Source organism: Candidatus Nanosynbacter featherlites (assembly GCF_037013405.1).
GTDB classification, from domain to species: Bacteria; Patescibacteriota; Saccharimonadia; order Saccharimonadales; family Saccharimonadaceae; genus Nanosynbacter; species Nanosynbacter featherlites_B.
Genome location: NZ_CP146064.1, coordinates 766,801 through 784,732 on the forward strand (window position 1 = coordinate 766,801; position 17,932 = coordinate 784,732).

Annotated in this window: 17 protein-coding genes and 1 tRNA gene; 3 read left to right on the plus strand and 15 right to left on the minus strand. The window is 46.4% G+C overall.

The genetic code is table 11. The features are described from left to right. Nucleotides 1-16: 16 nt before the first annotated feature. From V4210_RS04140 to V4210_RS04175, 8 genes are all read right to left on the minus strand, one after another. Nucleotides 17-424 carry a hypothetical protein gene (locus tag V4210_RS04140; RefSeq protein ID WP_338520781.1) on the minus strand — a complete coding sequence of 136 codons (408 nt, stop codon included), beginning with the start codon at nt 422-424 and terminating at the stop codon, nt 17-19. After that, nucleotides 414-1,163 carry a TIGR03943 family putative permease subunit gene (locus V4210_RS04145; RefSeq protein WP_338520782.1) on the minus strand — a complete coding sequence of 250 codons (750 nt, stop codon included), beginning with the start codon at nt 1,161-1,163 and terminating at the stop codon, nt 414-416. The genes V4210_RS04140 and V4210_RS04145 overlap by 11 nt, the downstream gene beginning before the upstream one ends. Continuing rightward, nucleotides 1,153-2,133, minus strand: coding sequence for a permease (locus tag V4210_RS04150; protein ID WP_338520783.1), 981 nt, complete (start codon nt 2,131-2,133; stop codon nt 1,153-1,155). The genes V4210_RS04145 and V4210_RS04150 overlap by 11 nt, the downstream gene beginning before the upstream one ends. Before the next feature lie 91 nt (nt 2,134-2,224). Beyond that, nucleotides 2,225-2,668 carry a hypothetical protein gene (locus V4210_RS04155; protein WP_338520784.1) on the minus strand — a complete coding sequence of 148 codons (444 nt, stop codon included), beginning with the start codon at nt 2,666-2,668 and terminating at the stop codon, nt 2,225-2,227. A 19-nt stretch (nt 2,669-2,687) separates the two neighbouring features. Beyond that, nucleotides 2,688-5,276, minus strand: a complete 2,589-nt coding sequence (locus V4210_RS04160; protein ID WP_338520786.1) for a glycosyltransferase family 39 protein — start codon at nt 5,274-5,276, stop codon at nt 2,688-2,690. Nucleotides 5,277-5,361: 85 nt separating this feature from the next. Beyond that, a complete protein-coding gene (locus V4210_RS04165) occupies nt 5,362-6,096 on the minus strand; it encodes a hypothetical protein (RefSeq protein WP_338520787.1) in 735 nt (244 codons plus the stop codon). A 43-nt stretch (nt 6,097-6,139) separates the two neighbouring features. Further along, entirely contained in the window at nt 6,140-6,766 is a 627-nt protein-coding gene (locus tag V4210_RS04170) for an RloB family protein (protein ID WP_338520788.1), read from the minus strand. 9 nt (nt 6,767-6,775) lie between these two features. Then, entirely contained in the window at nt 6,776-8,005 is a 1,230-nt protein-coding gene (locus tag V4210_RS04175) for an AAA family ATPase (RefSeq protein WP_338520790.1), read from the minus strand. A 194-nt stretch (nt 8,006-8,199) separates the two neighbouring features. Here V4210_RS04175 and V4210_RS04380 point away from each other — a divergent pair, with 194 nt between their 5' ends. Continuing rightward, nucleotides 8,200-8,652, plus strand: a complete 453-nt coding sequence (locus V4210_RS04380) for a GtrA family protein (RefSeq protein WP_411912131.1) — start codon at nt 8,200-8,202, stop codon at nt 8,650-8,652. Here the strand turns inward: V4210_RS04380 and V4210_RS04180 are convergent. Together V4210_RS04180 and V4210_RS04185 are read right to left on the minus strand one after the other, a co-directional pair. Continuing rightward, a tRNA-Asn gene (locus V4210_RS04180) sits at nt 8,611-8,685 on the minus strand. The genes V4210_RS04380 and V4210_RS04180 overlap by 42 nt on opposite strands. A gap of 61 nt (nt 8,686-8,746) precedes the next feature. Beyond that, nucleotides 8,747-9,103: a LexA family protein gene (locus tag V4210_RS04185; protein ID WP_338520792.1), complete on the minus strand. Its 357-nt coding sequence runs from the start codon at nt 9,101-9,103 to the stop codon at nt 8,747-8,749. A 55-nt stretch (nt 9,104-9,158) separates the two neighbouring features. Here V4210_RS04185 and galE point away from each other — a divergent pair, with 55 nt between their 5' ends. Next, entirely contained in the window at nt 9,159-10,172 is a 1,014-nt protein-coding gene (gene galE / locus V4210_RS04190) for a UDP-glucose 4-epimerase GalE (RefSeq protein ID WP_338520793.1), read from the plus strand. Nucleotides 10,173-10,206: 34 nt separating this feature from the next. Here galE and V4210_RS04195 read toward each other — a convergent pair whose 3' ends face one another. Genes V4210_RS04195 through V4210_RS04215 form a run of 5 tightly spaced genes read right to left on the minus strand, consistent with a single transcriptional unit; the run spans nt 10,207 to nt 16,863 of the window. Further along, nucleotides 10,207-11,910, minus strand: coding sequence for an LCP family protein (locus V4210_RS04195; RefSeq protein ID WP_338520794.1), 1,704 nt, complete (start codon nt 11,908-11,910; stop codon nt 10,207-10,209). Then, nucleotides 11,885-13,324 (minus strand): O-antigen ligase family protein, encoded by a 1,440-nt coding sequence (locus V4210_RS04200; RefSeq protein WP_338520796.1) that lies wholly within the window; start codon nt 13,322-13,324, stop codon nt 11,885-11,887. The genes V4210_RS04195 and V4210_RS04200 overlap by 26 nt, the downstream gene beginning before the upstream one ends. Beyond that, nucleotides 13,305-14,444 (minus strand): glycosyltransferase, encoded by a 1,140-nt coding sequence (locus tag V4210_RS04205; protein ID WP_338520797.1) that lies wholly within the window; start codon nt 14,442-14,444, stop codon nt 13,305-13,307. Before V4210_RS04205 ends, V4210_RS04200 begins: the two co-directional genes overlap by 20 nt. Beyond that, entirely contained in the window at nt 14,444-15,850 is a 1,407-nt protein-coding gene (locus V4210_RS04210) for an exopolysaccharide biosynthesis polyprenyl glycosylphosphotransferase (RefSeq protein ID WP_338520799.1), read from the minus strand. Before V4210_RS04210 ends, V4210_RS04205 begins: the two co-directional genes overlap by 1 nt. A gap of 20 nt (nt 15,851-15,870) precedes the next feature. After that, nucleotides 15,871-16,863: a glycosyltransferase family 2 protein gene (locus V4210_RS04215; RefSeq protein ID WP_338520800.1), complete on the minus strand. Its 993-nt coding sequence runs from the start codon at nt 16,861-16,863 to the stop codon at nt 15,871-15,873. Nucleotides 16,864-16,916: 53 nt separating this feature from the next. On the opposite strand from V4210_RS04215, the gene rfbB reads away from it, so the two are divergent. Then, nucleotides 16,917-17,930, plus strand: coding sequence for a dTDP-glucose 4,6-dehydratase (gene rfbB / locus V4210_RS04220; protein WP_338520801.1), 1,014 nt, complete (start codon nt 16,917-16,919; stop codon nt 17,928-17,930). The last annotated feature ends 2 nt before the right edge of the window (nt 17,931-17,932 follow it).

Sequence of the window (17,932 nt, forward strand, 5' to 3'; positions counted from 1 at the left end):
AATTCGCTAGCGATGCTTATTTAGCAGGAGTATAGAACAAGGTGTCTGGTCTGCGAACCACGTGCGTTATAGTACTACTACGATTGCCGTATTTACTCTGTAGATCAATGATGGTGACGTGCTGTTCTGTTGGTCCTGGGCCTGTTTTGAGTACCTGAACCGTGACAACGTCATTTGTTGTCGTCACGCCATATAAGCGCCCGGCCGACAGACGAACATTGTCTGGCGAAGGGTCTTTGACTGACTGATTAAAATAGAACCGCCACTGCGCAACACTACCAGATTTTGGTGCCGGAATATATTCGGCACGCCGTAACCGTGGACCTCGCCCGTCGACCAGGATAAACATAACAGCAACAGCAATAATCGCGACCGCCATCACCCATTGCCACCGCTGCATTCTTTTCACAACACTAATAGACATATTGGTTTTTCTCCTTATCAATCGGTCTGACATAATCAGGTGACAAGACCGTACGATCGGTGGTGTTAGTATTTGGATTAGCGATAAACACCCCGCTGGTCTCTACCCACTGGTCTGGAGCAAAGGTTTTGCGCCAGCCTGGGCTGTACACTGGTACACCAATTGGGCGAGCATCCAAAGCACAACACGTCACCACAAAACGCGAAACAAAGAAAACATTCTCGTCATTGCTAGCCGTGATAAATCCGCTCACTTTGGCTGGCTTGTTTTGGTATTGTTTTGGGTCACTGGATTGGGATAATAAGAGCGACCAATCTTTGATGGTGAAGTTAGTATAACTACCCCGTTCTTTGAGAATGGCTGATTCACGAGCATCACCAGTTGCCTTCGCCCCACTATTCATCACCCGCTGGCTCACCGTCAAGCTGGTTAGCGCTGCTGGCTGAATAACTAGCAACATACCTATTGAAATTATGACTATCACCGCAGTGCCATACGAGCGATATCGTTTATGTGAGGTTTTGTGATTGTGCTTTGGCAGAGTGATAATCGTGGCGAGGGCGAGTAAAACACCAGTTGTTGCTAGCGCCAAGGAAAATAATTCATAGCGCGGATGAATATACCATTTGAGTTTTTCCTCAAACGAGAGCCATATCGTAGCAATGCTGGCAACTAGTATCAGCAGGATGCCACTCCATTCGTCTAGCTTATTGAGCCAGTGTAACACCCTAGAATACATAATTTACCACCAATCCCAGCAGCGCCGTCAGTAATACCACCAATAATGACACTTGCACCAGTACCGTTCGGCGATACGTCGTACGCATCAAGCTCAGCATTTTGATGTCAATCATCGGACCAAACGTCAGGAAGCTAACTAGTGAGCCAGATGTAAACGTACCGCGAAATGCCAGCGCAAAGAATGCATCGACACTAGAACAAATCGACACCACAAACGCCAGCAGCACCATGACTAACACTGACCAGGCTGGGCTATTCCCTAACAGTAAAATCGTTTCGCGCGGCACGACAACTTGGATAAAGCCAGCTATCATCGCACCAATGATCAATGCCGGCATCATGGTGCGCGTTTCATGCTTGAAAAAATGAAGCGCGTCAACCAGCCTGTTTGAATGGTCATTTTCTTCTTTGCAACTAGCGATAAATTCTGGGCGCAACATGGTCTCTTGCCGCGTCGAGCTGTATATCCAACCGATGAGATTGGCAATCAAAAAACCACCCAAAATCCTAGCAATCAGTACTGTATTATCATCAGAGAATGCCTGCTGGGTAGTAATGATAGTCACAGGATTTAGTATTGGTGCCGCCAAAAGGAAGGTGAGTGATTCTGCTGGTGTTAAGCCTTTGGCAAGCAATCCACGCGCCAACGGCACATTACCACATTCACAGACCGGCATAAACACTCCGAGTAGCGAAATGAGGGCGCGACGCAAGAACGGCTGTTTTGGCAAGTGCTGGAGCAACCAGTCGTGAGGCAACCACACACGAACCGCCATAGAAAAGAACATGCCTAGCATCACAAATGGCAATGCTTCGACGATGACGCTCAAGCTCAGGGTGATAAAGTCCTGGAAATGCTTGGGTAGCTCTATGGACAGGTTTCGTCCAGCAACCTTCACCGCAAGAAGCACCACAACTACCGCTGCAGCCAATAGCCAACGTTTATTTGTACTTTGACGTTTTTTCACTCATCTATTATACGTCTGGTTTGCCATTTTTAACAGTCAAGAAAGCAGCGCCCGAGGAGGTAGGCGCTGCTTTTTGTTGATTCGCCGCTGGTTAATTGGCCTGCGGTGCGGTATTGGCGGTTGACGGCTGCGGTGAGCCAGATTGACCCGACGGAGCAGCTTGGTTATTTTGCGCTGTGCCATTGTTATTCTGCCCTGCTGGTACTTGTGAGCTTTGACCAGTCTGATTCTGACTACCACCTGGTGCGCCGCCAGTTTGTCCACCCGGCCCGCCCTGCTGGCTATTTTGACTCCGACTCATACTTGGCGGACCACCAGCCTGATTATTCATACCGTTTTGCGTGCCACCGACCTGCATACCGACGACGAAGCTCAGGGCGCAGGCCACTACGCCACTGACCGCTATACCAGTAATTGCCCCGGCACTTAACCCACTTTTGCCAGAGTTCGTGCCGTTTGGACGCGGCGCTGGTGGCTGATCATAGACCGCTTCTGGCGTGGTGAGTTGTGCTTGCTTGGTTTGTGAAATTGCCATAATTTCTCCTTTCGTTAATTTACTCTCTCGATAATTCGTACAGTGTTACATCGCTACCTCCATAATTAACGACGGTGCCAGTTTGCTTGACCCACGCCGTGATTTCATTATTACTGCCGCCTGGGCCGCCGCCACCACGACCGTGCGAGCTGATGGCGTAATATTTGACTTTGCCGGCCTTCACTAATTGCTTAAATTGATCGAGTGTCAGTGGCGTATCACTACCGTTAAACCCACCGACCGCCATCACTGGCTGACCACTGGTCAGCTGAATCGCCGCTGATTCATTAGCACTCGCCACTGCCACCAGCCAGGTTGCGCCGTTTTGATGCTCTACGAGATACTGCACCAACTGGCTGTCCGCCTGCGACGATTCGTTATTACTCCCCTGCATCGCTGTGGAATTCGGCCCAGCGGTCGGAATGCTACCAGTGTGCGTGACATTGACTGTCGCCAATGTATACACCGTCGGGGCGAGTGTACAGGCGGCTATGGCAGCGATGATTGCCAAGTTTTGCAGCCATCGCCGCGGCGCGTAAAGATTAACTAACAACCCAATCATTCCCGTCAGACCCAACAGACCCACTATCCACATCAGCCACGTCATCGTCCCAGCGTAACCCAGGATAATCACCGCTATCGCCACCGTCACGCCGACCAGTAGCGGCAGTAGCCACGCATATGGTTTGCGTCTGGTGTACGCGCCCCACAGAAACGGCAGACTAATACCGACTAGTGCCGCCGCCGCTGGCGCCATCACCACCACGTAGTACGGATGGATCACACCGCTGGTCATGCTGAAAATCACAATGTGAATCAGCAGCCACAGCATCCAGAAAATCACTGCTGCCCGCCCACGATTCGTTCGGGGTGTTTTGCGTAGAATCCACAGTAATAATCCACCGCCCGCCAGGGCTAGGACTAGCAACCAAGCAATATTTGGCCCAAAATCATTGTTAAAGATCCTGAAAATTCCCGTTTGCCCACCGAAGCCCGTACCACCCGGCCCGTGTCCACCACCCGGGCCGCCACCGCGTCCGCCAAGCAGTCGACCAAAGCCGTTATAGCCAAAAATCAAACTCCAAATATTGTTATCATTAGTGCTGCCCACCCACGACCGATTACCAGCTGGCGTCAGCCAGACCAACACACTCCACCACAGCGTCGACATCGTCGTAATTACGCCCGCAAATATCAAGTGCAAAAATCGCGTTACAATCGGCGGCTTAGCAAACACCAGATAGACTAAAACCATCGCTGGTAGCACCATCAATCCTTGCAGCATCTTAGTGTTAAACGCCAACCCCGTGAATAGCCCTGCTAGACTCAGCCACAACAGTGGTCGTTTCCCTTCCAGCGAGCGTAAAAACGCATAGCCACTAGCGCTCAACATCAGTGTCAAAATCGCATCAGGATTATTGAAACCAAACATCAGTGCCGCCACTGGCGTTAGCATCAGTGTCGCTCCGGCAATAACAGCACTAGTGAAACCGAACTGCCGTTTCACTGCTCCGTACACCAGCCACACCGAACCAACTCCTGCCAACACACTCGGTAGTAACATCGAAAAGCTTGAAAAGCCAAACAGTCGAGCACTCAAACCCATCAGCATTGTCGCCAGTGGTGGCTTATCAACCGACACATAATTGGCTGCATCCAAACTACCAAACAGCCACGCCGTCCAATCCTGGCTGGCCGCCTGTATCGCCGCTGCATAGTAGCTGTTCGCCATACCGTTATGGAGCGCACCAAACAAATACAACGCACCAGTCAGTACTAACAGCACCGGTAGCATCCACTTCTCCAACCACGACCGTTTGTCTAGCTCCTTGTTGACGCGGTACAGTCCTTTCAGATCATCGACGGCCGTTTTCACAATTTTCACGCGGCTATCCGTATCTTCAATCCAGGTTACTGGTTGCTCGTGAATCGGCACGCCGGCTCGCTCGGTTTTGATCAGTAATTCGGTGTCAAAAAACCACTCATTGTCCTTGATTTTCGGTAATAATTTTGCGGCGACATCCCGGCGGATCGCCTTGAAGCCGCACTGAGCGTCACTAAATTTGGTACGCGACGTCCATTTGATAATGCTGTTATAGCAACGCGAGATGAATTCCCGCTTCAGCCCACGGCTAGTTTTAGAATCTTTCAATAGCCGCGAACCGATCGCCACGCCAGCCTCGCCCGCCACCAACGGCTGAATCATTGGCAGAAAATCATCCAGGCTGGTCGACAGATCGACATCCATGTACGCCAAAATGTCCGCTGGGCTATTCTGCCAGACCTGTTTGAGCGCTCGTCCGCGGCCACGCTCCGCTAGGCTAACGACTTGAACCGATTGGTGCTTTTCCGCTAAGTTTTTGGCAATTTCCAGCGTCTTATCCTGACTACCATTGTCCGCGATGGTGATTTGATAGCGATACGGCAGGTGTTTCGCCATATATTCATCAAGTGTCGTGATGCTTTTTTGAAGAATCTTCTCCTCATTGAGTGCCGGGACGACAATGTCAATGAGCGGACGGGCAATCGCCCGAAATGACGGTTGGTTATGAGCGGCGTCCAGGTGCCGCGGCCGAGTCAGTGGTTGGGATATGGTTGCTGCCTTCATAGTCATGCCAGCAACTATATCCAAGGCGTCTGTAATTTTGCTTTAAGAGTATATTAATCCAGTTCTTTTTGCACTTACAGCAGGATTAGTAATATGGACTATCAAATAATGGTTTTGCGTCAGTCCCCTGGAGAGCATGGCGAACTTCATATCTGTGAGTGCGATCAAATACAGTAGCCTTATTGTTTACAAGTATTACGTTTATGTATTCTGGTAACTTATACGACAATAGAGTTATACCCACCATCTCAATCGTCCTTGATACTGCTGTAAATATCTGTTTTGCGCTTTCTTGGTTATTGAAATCTGGAACATTCTTCTTATTTCTAAAATCTCCGTCATGCTCATTTCCATTACGGTTGTCACGCAGATGATCCTGCCAGTTCCGCTTCTGAATATCAATAAATGATTTCAAGTCGCCCACCTCAGGATGTCGCCTAATAAAGCCACTCATTTGCTGTTCATAGTCCTTACCCGCAAATATACATCCTATATCATATCCAAATGATCTAGTAAAATTTACGAGCCTATCCTTATAGGCGCTCCATAGGCAATTATAGAGTGAGTTATAAACTGCAGCTATTTCAGAGCTGGGCCGCGAATTAAAACCACTTTCTACCACCACCTTGTAGTGATTCCTTGCTTCAAGGAGTTTTTCATAGATACGATCCGCGCAGAAATCAGCCTCATCTCTAATCTTGTCATTCTCTATTTTTTCTGCAGCTTTCTTAAATAGAAACCAAATACTCTCTACTTCTGGGTCACTAGGATTCCATTCTGCCCTTAATGAAAAAGTAAACTGTGTTTTATTAACTATCATACGGTTAATTGCCTTGATCAATATCTATTCTTTTCCGTTATTCTCACTTTAGTTTAAGCAATCTCTCTACAAGCATAAAAACAGTAGTGGAGGGGTCGGCATTGGCAGGGTCATTCTTATCGCTCAATCTATATAGCTTCTTCGCATTTCGGATCGCAACACCTATCTTATCTTCAAGTTTGTCATACATTGACTGATCGTTCTTTTTATAGGCACCCATGATCTCTCTCAGCTTAACGATGTAATCAGAGCGTAATATTTGAGTGTCACAGTAATTAAAATGTAACAAATACCAAAGTTCAAATGCATCATTAGAATATGCAACCCGCACTCCATTAGTTTTTGCTTTTTCAATCGCAGAGTTGAATAAAGCAACGTCACTAGGGTTTGCTCTATTCTTATCCCTGTCAAATACACACCAAACCTCTTCGTAATCGCCATCTTCTTCCATCAAGGCTAGTGCCCTATCGACTACGCTAGTATGTACCGCCCCTGCTGGCTCTATAACTACATTCATGGTTCTAACCTTAAATCCCTTAAAATAGTTTGGCTCCGTCTTTGTCCCCTCACAAACGATAAGAATTCGCGGTTTAACCTCACGGTTTGCTGATTTTCTAGAAAGTCGACTCCTACCCCTAGAGCGCTCCCATGCTTTTGCCCTCCTACTCATTATGTTAATCTATAAACTATTAAAATCCCCTATATATGGTATTGCGCCATATCTACCATTTATATAATCTTTCTGAAATGAGGCATCTTTTCGAGGCTTATATTCCAACAATGAATATAAATGAGAGGAACCATACTTATCCTTTTCTGTGAACCAGATCTGGTCTCTTCTAAAATGGTTTCCTCGTAGAAGATTAGTGTCGTGGGTTGTAAATATTAACTGTGCATTCTTTTTATTACTCGTCTTTGAATTGAAAAGTTTTACAATCTCTTTCGTTACGAGTGGATGAAGTTTTGACTCAAGTTCATCTACGACGATTGTTTTGCCAGTTTCAAGCGACTGAGCCAAACTTCCTGCTAAGGCAAATAATTTTTTAGTACCATCAGACTCTTGCCGCCGAAGATCAAACTCTTCAATACCCGACTCTTTACCGTTTTCATAAGCCTTACGACGAGTGATAATTCGGGGTGGCGCTTTTCCCCCACCTTCTTTTTCAAGGAGTGCATTTACACTCTCAATAAAAGCCCTCACTTGGTCAGATATCTCCAAATCAGCAGGTATCGCAATGGGCACGAAATCTCGCTCCTCGATAGCGATATCTTCAATTTGAACATCAAATCTATGAAGGATATCAAGGACCTGTTTCTTTCTCTTTTTACCGCTCTTGCCTTCTTCTAAGAGCATATCAGCAGTATTACTCAAATTAGAGTCTAACCCGCTCATAACAGACATATCCTCAAACCACTCCATGATAGATTGAGTAATGCTTGCACCATTAAGCTGAGCTACAAATGATAAAAATAGTTTATCCTCTTTGATGCTATCGCTTAATCTTCTCCCCTCTCTAAATGAACGGCCAATAGTTATGTTTTGTTTTTCTCGAGTAAAAAGGGATGCTTCTCTGGTCGTCGGAACATAAAACAACCATTCTGACAAGATACTCTTTCTGTCAATCTCAAAGCCATATCTATATCTTATATTATCCTTCATAAAAATTATTTCAAAGAAGCTTGGCTCATCTTTCATAGTTCTATCAAGCTTATAAGCACAATTGCGTATTGGAGATTCCCCTAATACAAGATTTCGCATAAAACCAATTGCTCGAACAAAATTTGTCTTGCCGCTACCATTGGCACCATAAACGGCCGCACTCTTAAGAACGCGCCTATTGTTAACTGGAAAAGTATTATCGTCTTCATGTGTCTTATCATTTGAAGCAAGCATACTAAATTCGGCCATTTCTTTAAATGATAGGCAGTTTGCAGTTCTAAATTCTATGAGCATAAATTTCTCCTTACCTGAAATTATACCAAAATATACACTAAAATGCAATAATTTGAGATTATTTCACAAATATACTGTTTTAAATCAATTTATAAGTCTTAATTCGTTATTTAAGCTTTTTTACAGCCCCACCCACTATACTCACCGACATGAATATTCGCAAACAACTCACCACCTTTGCCACCATCGGTGTTCTCAATACCGCCATTGACATCACAATATACACCCTATTGATATGGCTCACCGTGCCGCTACTATTGGCCGTCATCATGTCAACCACCATAGGGATGATCTGCAGCTATTTTCTAAATAAGCGCTTCACCTTCAAAACCGACCGCCAGCCAATTGTCCAGTTTATCGGTATCACCCTCACTGGCCTGTGGGTTTTACAACCAACTGCCATATGGCTACTTATCCAACTGTTCGGAATAACCAGCACTTTTGGTTTGAGCATAGCAAAATTAGCCGCCACTAGCATCAGTCTGGTGTGGAATTTTGTATGGTACCGAATCGTATTTCGAGGAACAAAGAAAAAACACCTCCGTAGACGTGTCTTTTCTTGGCTCCGGCAGCTGGGCTCGAACCAGCGACCTATTGGTTAACAGCCAACCGCTCTACCACTGAGCTATGCCGGAATACCGTATTGCCATTGTACCGTATCATGACATTATTGTAAAGAACTGAATTATGGTTATATTAGGCACCTTTGACAATATCCAAAGCTTTTCTCAGGATGGCAGCTTCCTCATGAGCCGCCTCATCCGCCGCGGCCTCACGTTTTTTGGCTTCTTGCTCCAGATGATACCACCATGGCTTGGTCGCGCCAGTAGTATCAACCTCGTGATTGATACCAAGCTCCAGTGACCTGGCTTTACCCTCTCGTTTAATCAAGGCTCCCTGTGCCACCAAACCGTCAATGTGCTTGGCTACTGTTGAGACTGATTTATAGCCCAAAGCCTGCATTATCTCTCGAAACGTTGGGCTATATCCCTGTCCGCTGATGAATCCTTCAATAAAATCTAGTAGTTGTTTTTGCTTTTTTGTTAGTTTCATATATGTTCTATTCCTTGCTATACTTATAATACAACCAAACAGGAGGATAATAAAGATGAAGATTTTGTTGACTGGTGGTGCAGGTTATATCGGTTCTCATACCGCCATTGAGCTGATTCACAGCGGACACGAGGTGATTATTATGGATGATCTGTCGAACAGCTCAGCGGAAGTGATACGACGCATTGAGCACATCACCAAAACGACCGTTCCGTTTGTAGAGGCAGATGTGCGTGACAAAGCGGCGCTAGAAGAGGTATTTGCTAACCAACAGATTGATGCCGTCATTCATTTTGCCGGATTTAAAGCTGTTGGTGAGTCAGTCGCCAAACCCCTGGAGTATTATGACAATAATCTCATCTCAAGTCTGGTTCTTTTGGAAACCATGAAAAAACATCATGTTAACAAAATTGTTTTCTCCAGTTCAGCCACTGTCTATGGCAATCCAGAGTCTCTGCCACTGACAGAAGAATCACCAACTGGCCGAGGAATTACCAATCCATATGGCCAGACTAAGTTCATGATTGAGCAGATTTTACAAGATGCCGCGGTCGCCAACCCAGAGTTGGAGGTTTCTATTTTGCGCTATTTCAACCCCATCGGCGCGCACGCATCAGGAACCATTGGTGAAGATCCAAACGGCATCCCAAACAACCTACTACCATACGTTGCGCAAGTGGCAGTTGGTAAACTGAATGAAGTTGGTGTGTTCGGTGATGACTATGACACACCTGATGGTACCGGTGTGCGTGACTATATCCACGTAGTCGATTTGGCGCGTGGTCACGTAGCAGCGCTGGAGCACATGAAGTCAGGCGTGAATATCTATAACCTTGGTACAGGACATGGTACCTCTGTTCTGGAGATCATTAAAGCCTTCTCTCAAGCCTCTGGCCACGACATTCCTTATGTCATCAAGACTCGTCGCCCTGGTGATTTGGCAGCTTGCTACGCCAATTGCGATAAAGCCCAACGAGAGCTCAACTGGAAAGCTGAATTATCTGTTGAGCAAGCCTGCCAAGACACCTGGAACTGGCAAAGTAATAATCCAAACGGCTACCACTCATAAGACGCTTTGCGCACTGAACCAAAACCAGCGGCTACTACCGCTGGTTTTCTGTACCGAGGACGATGACAATGTCAGCGTTATACTTACTGATGGTTGGCGGGATGGTAGTTACAACATTAGTGCCATAGGTTTGCTTCAATTTTTCAATGGTCTTTGGTTTCGTACCGTTACTTAGGTCGTAGATAGTGTGTTTAGCTTGGACGCCGCCCGGATAGTTGCCAACCTGGACCACATTTAACTCTTGTTTAGTTAATTTCGTCTGTTCGGCGGCCGCCACCCCGGCGATACCAGATCCATTCAATATCACCAGTCTCGCTTCCTCGTTCATCTCAGCTGTTGGGCTGATGCGTTTTTTAACATAATTTTTAATGGCCGTGTAGTTATAGGTTCCAGCAGTCGGCACCACCACACTGGCGCCTGCGATATTGGAGGTTGTCAGTAGCTGTACCTTATTTTTCTCGTCAACCAGTGGTATTGAGACAATCTTTTCGGCATTAAACTCCTTCAAAATTTCAACGATGGTCTGCATCTCTTTGGTTTCAAAGTTGGTGTTAATGTTATTACCCAATGCATCGATAATCCCCATCATGACGTTGAAATCTGCTTTGTTGGATGTTTTGGCTTTCTCGACGATGGCTTTGATAATTTTTTGCTGGTTACGCTCACGGTCAAAGTTACCGCCACTCAATCCAATTCCTCCAGCACTACCACGGGCACGGCTAAATGCCAAGGCTTGCTCACCATTCATGTGAACTGTCTCACCGTTACGGTAGCGGATTTTTGTAGCCACGTCGTACACCATTGATGAGCCGTCGTAGGCCTCAACCTTCACGTCGATTCCACCAAGTGCATTAACCACCTCAGTAAGCACGCGCCAGTTAGCGTGCACTTTGTAGTGGATTTCCATACCCAATACCTCTTGAGCAGCTTTGGCGATCTCTGCCTGTCCAGCCTGTTCACTAGCAGCTTGGTCCTTGCCGCTGTCTTTGGCGTCTTGTTTACCACAGCCATAACTCTCGTTTAGCTTTCCGGCGGTAGTTTTCAGCCAAGACTGACAGGTGTGCTTTACGTACAGATCTCGCGGCAGAGACACAGTGTAGGCGTCCTTATTGTCCTGGTGATAAGACAATACCATGATGGAGTCAGCCAAATCAGCACCCTCCCAGCCATCAGGCGACGTACCAAAAATCAAAACATTTGTACGGCCGTTATCATCCTGTTTAAGTCGTGTTTTCGTAAACAACCCAAGGATATCTCCACCAACAACTCGCGATAGATTGTTATATAGTCGCCATGCCTGAAAGCCCAAAAATATCAGTAGTGGAATTAATATTATCAGTATAATGCGCTTGATGAGTCGTCGCTTTTTGAACTGCTCAAACGACAGCGGTTTTTTGTTCTTTTTCTCACGCTTTTTGTTAAGCTTTTCGAGCTTCTTTTCTGCTTTGAGACGCTTCTGCTCTTTTTTATCTGGTTCTGGTCGGACTGGTCGCTGCGGCTGATTATCAATTTCTCGCAGACTAGCTTGTATATCATTATCTTCAGGAAATGGACGCTGAAGTTGTTGTGGTTGCTGAAAATTTTGCGGAGCAACTGGAGTATGTCGCGGCTGCATACCATCAATAGCAACCGGTCTACCCACTCGTCTTGGAGCGTTAATACCGGGTTTATTCCCGACTCGCTCTGGTCGTCGACCAGCAGGAATGAAACCATCAACTGATATATTCGGCTTTTTCATCAACTCTATCTATTATAGCAAACATAAGCATTGCAACAAAATAAATATGAAGTGCGTTTGGCAGCCCTGAAAAGAACATCCACTGGAGGACAAACCCTAGTATAATTGGCCAGGCTAGCGCTTTTTTGACGGACATTTTTCGACATAAAGCCAGCAGTAGAGATGTCAATAATACAACACCTACAATCCCCAATTCCACTGCCACAGACAAGAATTCATTTTGGACGATTTCAAATTCGCCGCTCGTCTTGCCAGACTGTTGAAAAATAGCACGTCCTGCGCCACCCGCACCCACACCAACGAGGAACTGTACCGGGTTTTTTGTCCAAACCTCCAAAGCAAGTTGCGACATACCAGTTCGCTCCTCTGTCGACTTCGCGACATAGCCATCAAACACTGCTTTCGGTGGCGAGTCTGGCATTGCCTGTTGTGAGCTGGCTGCTGAGGTATTCTCTTGAGGCGGTTGCTGGGGTGTCAGGTCTGGTAAACTAATCTTTCCTAATGATAGATGGTTGATCGATTTGGTGATTGATTGATAAAACCCATCAGCTACCCTGGGGTTAAGCTGTGTAAAGACTCCGTGCCACATCATACCAAAGGCAAAGCTACCCACGAGCACCATGACAACCACAGCCGAGGACCGTAGCCAGTTGGTCGATGTACGCCAATTTACTAGTACTACCTGCACCAGCACTGCTGCCATCACTGCATACAGTGCGCCGCGGCTTAGTGTGAGATATAGCGCCACAAACATCAAACAGAGAGCAACTATGTCATATTTCGTGGCTTTGTTTTGTAGTAGTCGGTAGGAGACTAGTAAAATTGGCGCAATCAATAGGCTCCCAAAAAACTGTGGTTCAATAGCAAAACCACTGGGGCGCACAAACCCAAATCCTCGCGCTACACACCCATTGCATAACCCCCAATCAAACCAAGCGCCGTACGCCACCTGGATAATTGCTAGCAAACTCATCACCACCGCGGTCATAACAGTAACGCTCATCAGCGGACCAACCATTTTCTTGAGCGACGGCAAGCTATATATCACCAGAAAATCGAGAAATAACACACTCCAGAGGCCATTTACAAGGATTGACCTCAGAGGGTTAACTGACCATATGATACTGAGGAGATTCCAACCCACAAATACAGCTAGTAGCCAGACAGCTTTTTGTCGCCAGAGAAATTGCCGATGATTCCAAATTTGCGGCAATCCCACTAGTGCCAAAACTACTGCGTAAATGACGGCGATTGATAGTTCCAAATTCGTACCGCTTTGCCGACCAAAAGAGATGGTCGGAATATACGAAAACCACAGCGCCACGGGGGCTAATAGCACTAGCTTCTCCGTGACGCTAGCCGCTACCAGCCACGACGGCAAGCTCTGTCTCACTCTATTTACCAGTCGCATCATCAACTATCCGCTGTAGCTCCTGCTTAAACCTCGCGTCCGAAAAATCCTTCGCCGATGCCGAGACCTGCTGTTTATGAAACGTCATACCGTCAAATCGTTGCATTGCCGCTACCAAACTTTCAACTGTCTGCTCGTCAAAGAACGTGCCATTTTTCCCTTCGTGAATATAATCCAGCGCCCCACCTTGTTTCAAAGCGATCACCGGCACGCCAGCGCTCAGCGCTTCAATTGGCGCAATACCAAATGGCTCAATGCTTGGAAAAATAAATCCTTTTGCCTGGGATACCAAGGCGTTCAACTCCTCAGGATTATCAATGCGTGGGATAAATCTAATGAGTGGACTATCTCCCGCCAGCTGCTGCAAAATGCCGTGTTCTGCGCCATCACCCACCAACACCAGCCGCTTGCCTGACAACAAACACGCTTTGATAGCAATATCTAGACGCTTCCAGTTAACCTGCCGAGAGGTAGTGATGAAAAATTCTTCTTTGGAATTAGCAGTCGAACCAATAGTAAATTTATCGACTTCCACCGGTGGAAACAACACCTGAGCGGACCGATTATAGTACTTTTTAGTTTCGGCAGCCGAATACGACGAGTTAGCGACCAGCACTGTTGGTCGCTGGGCAAATTTCCAATCAATCTTGCGCAGCGGCCCAACCAATAGCTTAAAAAAGAACCGTACGATGAAGTTCAGTTTACCAAAGCCAGGGTTTTTGACATAGTCATCATACATCCCCCAAAAATACTGCGTCGGCGGACCTTGTAAATAGCAAATTCCTGTCTGATGTGGATAAAGTTTGATACCCTTACTTTCTGCCGTACAAACGGTGATGATGATGTCATAGTGACGCAACCGACGATGTAACCGGTTGAAATAGAGCGCCCTGGGTACCGCCAAAATCTTCCTGAGGCGAGCAGGAAAGATATTCACCCAACCAACATGAACTTGGCAATCATTAAACCAATTTATCTGCTTGCGAGAGTACTGAGAGGTGAAAATAGGTGCGTCAGGGAATAGTTCATGGATGGATTTGACTACTTTCTCCGCTCCGCCATAGGTCGTCAGCCAATCACAAACAATGGCAACGCGCGGCACTTCCCGACCCTCAGAAGCCATCACCGAGCTCCCCGCTGGAACAACACCATCCCAAACGTCTTTACCAAAATACGAATATCCAACCACAACGACCAGTTCTGTACGTAGTACACATCAAGCTGACGTCGCTCTTCAAAACTAATATCGCGCCTGCCAGACACCTGCGCCAAACCAGTTAAACCTGATTTCACTGCCAAAATGGTGTCTTTACGTTTGTATTGATTGATCTCTTGAGGGATCAAAGCCCGTGGGCCAACCAATGAGATATCACCTTTGACGACATTCAGTAGTTGCGGCAATTCATCCAGCGAGGTTGCCCGAAGAAATCGTCCCAACCGAGTGATGCGTGGATCATTGTCTAGTTGATCGCCATTATCACGGTATTGTTTGATCAGCTCTGGACGGCCCATCATGGTAAAGGCCTCTTCAGGAGTTGTGCCGTTATATTTGGACTTTTGTGAGCGGAACTTATAGATCCTAAACTCGCGGTTAAACCGTGTCAACCTGGTTTGACGGAAGAAAACTGCTTCACGTGGGGCGCTCAATTTCATGATGATAGCAACCAACAACATGATTGGTGAGAGCAGCAGTAGCGCCACACTACCAACCACGATGTCCATCAAGCGCTTCCAGACTCGACCAATCCCAAACAACTGGGTTGCCTGAATTTCTATGATTGGTAGTCCAGCAATGATCTCCACGCTATTCATTTTGGACACCATCCGATCTTGCTGCGGCACAAACATATAGGTCAGGTGGTTTGACAAAGCGTAGTGATAGACCTCTTGGGACCGTGTGATGTCAGTTTGCATGATGATAGCTGGGTGAACTGATTCTACTGCTGTTTTGAAATTCTTAAAGGTTTCAACCCCTTTACCACCATAGCCAGCCACGACACCAACGACATCATAGCCATAATTGATATGTTTGCCAAAATATTCTGCCAACTCAACAGTTTTGTCATTATCACCAACAATCAACACCTTTTGCCGACCAAAGCCGCGCAAGATCAAAACACTATTGATCAATTTCACAATCTCACGACCAAGAATCATCAAGATAAAGTTGATGACCACAAAGTATACTGCAATGATTCGTACCGGAAACACATCTTCGCCAGTGAAAAATTCATAAGAAATCAGTGCCATCACACTAATCACCGAAGTCAACAGCACACGCATATACTCTTTGGGGCGCGACAAAAATATTTCTCGGTTATACAGCCCAGACAAGGCATTGACTATCAGCCACAGTGGTAACAAAGCGACGATCAGCACGACAAAGTTACGAATTTGCGGCACAAAGTAATACACGCGGGTGTCCAGGTGAGTTCGGTAATAATAAGCTAGCGCAAATGACAGCACCACCATCGCAACATCAGCCAGCAAGAGTAACGCTTTTGAGGTAAACAGGAAATCGCGTTTCATAGTGCTATTTTACCCCTTAATCACTGAAATCCCAAGGCTTTCTTGATGCGATTCACTTGCTTCAATGGAAGACCGTGATATAACAGTGACTTGATGTAAGTATTTGAGACGGTTTTAGTCTTTTGAATACGGCGGCGCTTAGCCAGTGATTTTGGCCACAGGCCTATGCTTTGTATAAATCCTTTGACCGCAAATTTAAAGCCACCTTTTGGTATTTGGTACACCATGAACATGAAATATATGAGCGTAAATTTGAACCACATCGGTATGATCATAGGAAATGGTACATTTTTCCAGAATACCTGCGGCAAGTTTTTAAACACTTGGTTGATGGTAAAGCCAGGAATTTTGGAGCTTGTTGCTGAGTGTTTATGGAAAACTACCGCAGTTTTTTCATACCACACTTTCCAGCCGACTAGTTGCATACGCCATGAAATATCAACGTCTTCATTGTACGCGAAAAAGTCCTCGTCAAAGAAGCCAATCTGCTGAAAAACTTTGGTGCGATACAAGGTTGCTCCACCCGTTGCCCCAAAAAGTAAGCCACTGTCAGGTGCTTGGTCTTTTGGTAAATGCTCCGCACGCAGCGCTGGAATACCCCAGGTAGAGTACTCATCACCTGCGTCATCGATGAACTTGCCAGTAGTATCTAACATCAAGCTAGTAACCGCGCCAACCTCTGGTTTTTGCTCAAGAGCGCCCGCCAAATTTTTCAACCAGTCTGGTTCTGGAGCCGCATCATTGTTCAACAAAGCCACCGCATCAAATCCCTGTTCAATAGCCCAACGAATTCCAATATTAACCCCGCCAGTAAAGCCAGTATTGTTTGGCTCTTGATGAAAATGGAGATTTTTTATCTTGATTTTCGATAATTCTTTAACCGAATCATCACCCGACCCATTGTCTATCAAATATATCTCAAAATCTTCATGCGTCTGCTTTTTCATAGCAGCCAAACATTTCTTCGTGTCCTGCCAGCCTTTATAATTCAAAATAACCACTGCGGCTCTCATATCATCTCCTGTTTTAGCCTGATGCAATCCATTATACATGGTATAGTATATATATGACCAGAATGCTAGTTACGGGAGGTGCGGGATTCATTGGCTCGAATTTTGTACATTATACCGTCAAACACAAGCCAGAATACGACATCACCGTTATCGACAAGCTCACCTATGCGGGTAATACCGCCAATTTACAGCCAGTAGCTGACCAAATTAATTTCGTGGAAGGCGACATTTGCGATGCCGAATTGATTGACAAATTAGTATCTGAAACTGACATTGTGGTGCATTTTGCCGCCGAAAGTCACAATGACAATTCTCTACGCAATCCCTGGCCGTTTGTCGAAACTAACGTCATCGGCACCTACACTATCCTCGAGGCTGTCCGCAAACACGGCAAACGCTTGCATCATATCTCGACTGATGAAGTGTTTGGCGATTTGGAACTCGACGACCCCAACCGCTTTACCGAAGACACCCCGTACAATCCATCCAGCCCCTACTCCAGCACCAAAGCCTCCAGTGACATGCTGGTACGCGCCTGGGTTCGCAGCTTCGGCATCAAAGCGACAATTTCCAATTGCTCCAATAATTACGGCCCATACCAACACATCGAAAAGTTCATTCCACGCCAAATCACCAATATTTTGAGCGACATCAAACCTAAACTGTACGGCACGGGCGAGCAAGTCCGCGACTGGATTCACGTTGATGACCATAACTCGGCAGTTCACCTCATCTTGGAAAAAGGCGAGTTGGGTGAAACGTACATCATCGGCGCTGACAACGACCATGTCAACAACAAAATGGTGATTGAGCTGATTTGCGAACTAATGGGCAAAGGCAAAGATTGGTATGAACACGTCAATGACCGCCCTGGCCACGACATGCGCTACGCCATGGACTCCAGCAAGCTGCGCCGCGAACTCGGTTGGCAGCCACAGTACACTGATAACCAAACAGGTATGCGCGACGGCCTAATGCAAACCATCGAATGGTACCGCGAGCACGAAGATTGGTGGAAGGCCCAAAAAGAAGCCGTTGAGGCAGCCTACGCAAAACAGGGGCAATAATC